The organism is Cereibacter sediminicola (assembly GCF_007668225.1).
GTDB lineage: Bacteria > Pseudomonadota > Alphaproteobacteria > Rhodobacterales > Rhodobacteraceae > Cereibacter_A > Cereibacter_A azotoformans.
This window is the reverse complement of record NZ_VDEK01000111.1, coordinates 1-1,002: the sequence shown is the minus strand read 5'-3', so window position 1 is coordinate 1,002 and position 1,002 is coordinate 1. Positions and strand designations below refer to the sequence as shown.

At 66.7% G+C, this 1,002-nt stretch carries 2 protein-coding genes; one reads left to right on the top strand and one right to left on the bottom strand.

Annotated features, from left to right (window positions below; genetic code table 11):
• Positions 1-302: 302 nt before the first annotated feature.
• The gene (locus tag FG154_RS20565; RefSeq protein WP_425456874.1) at positions 303-566 is read right to left on the bottom strand and encodes a transposase; all 264 of its coding nucleotides are present in this window, start codon (positions 564-566) and stop codon (positions 303-305) included.
• A gap of 254 nt (positions 567-820) precedes the next feature.
• Between FG154_RS20565 and FG154_RS22015 the strand changes: the two genes are divergently transcribed.
• On the top strand, positions 821-1,002 hold a 182-nt coding region (locus FG154_RS22015), incomplete at its 3' end, for a hypothetical protein (protein WP_222120596.1).

Here is a 1,002-nt window from a genome sequence, read left to right as displayed (position 1 = left end):
GGGGGGCGGCGATCTTCGGCAGCTGGTCGGGTGCGGCCATGTATTCGGCGTCTGATCTGCGGCTTGCCCGCGCGCCCTGATGAAGTGAACGCCGCTCCGCGAAGCGGCAAACTGTCCGATGGGCAGTTTGAGGCGGGAACGGGCGGAGCCCTTGCGTGAAGATTGGGTCCCTGTCAATGGCGCGCGCTTGGTGCGCTCCGGTCCGAACGGAGTGTGCCTTCCTCGGTTCCGTCAGTGTGCCATCATCTCACCTTGCCCTCGCCAGTTCGTTCAGGCCGCTATCGGCCCGGAGTTCCCTGCCCTCAGGCCGTCCGCCAGGCCTCGCCTGTTCGCAGCATTGCCCAGACCTGTCGCGCCATGCGGTTGGCCAATGCGATGGCCACGACCTTCCGCGGCTTCTTCGCCAGCATGCGCCCCAACCAATCCTCGCCGGGATCGGTACACCTGCGGGTCGAGATCACCCCCATGGCCCCGAGGTAGAGCAGCCGTCGGATAAATCGATTGCCCATCTTCGAGATCGCCCCAAGGCGTTCCTTGCCGCCGCTCGAATGCGGTTTCGGCGTCAGCCCGAGCCAGGCTAGGCAGATCGCGGGCCGAGCGGAAGGCCGACACGTCCGGCAGTGCAGCCGCCAGAACGCTGGCCGTGATGGGGCCAATGCCCGGCATCGTTTGCAGCCGCCGTGCGGTTTCGTCCGCCTCGGCGGCGCGGCGCAGATCGGCGGTGATGGCATCGATGCACGTCTTGGTATCGCGGAACTGCTGCGCCAGCAGATCGAGCGGCACGCGGGCTCCAGCGGGCAGATCGGCGGCCTCGGCTTCGGTGACAAGGCGGTTCGTTCGTCGGGAAAACGATCCCCCGGATCGTTTTCAGGCCCGCCTCACTGTGGACGCCTTTCGGCACGACCAGGCCGAATTCGCCCAGATGGGCGCGGATCGCGTTGGCGAGTTGGGTCAGCTGGCGGACAAGGAAGTCACGCGTCCGATGGTTCATCAGCACCGCCT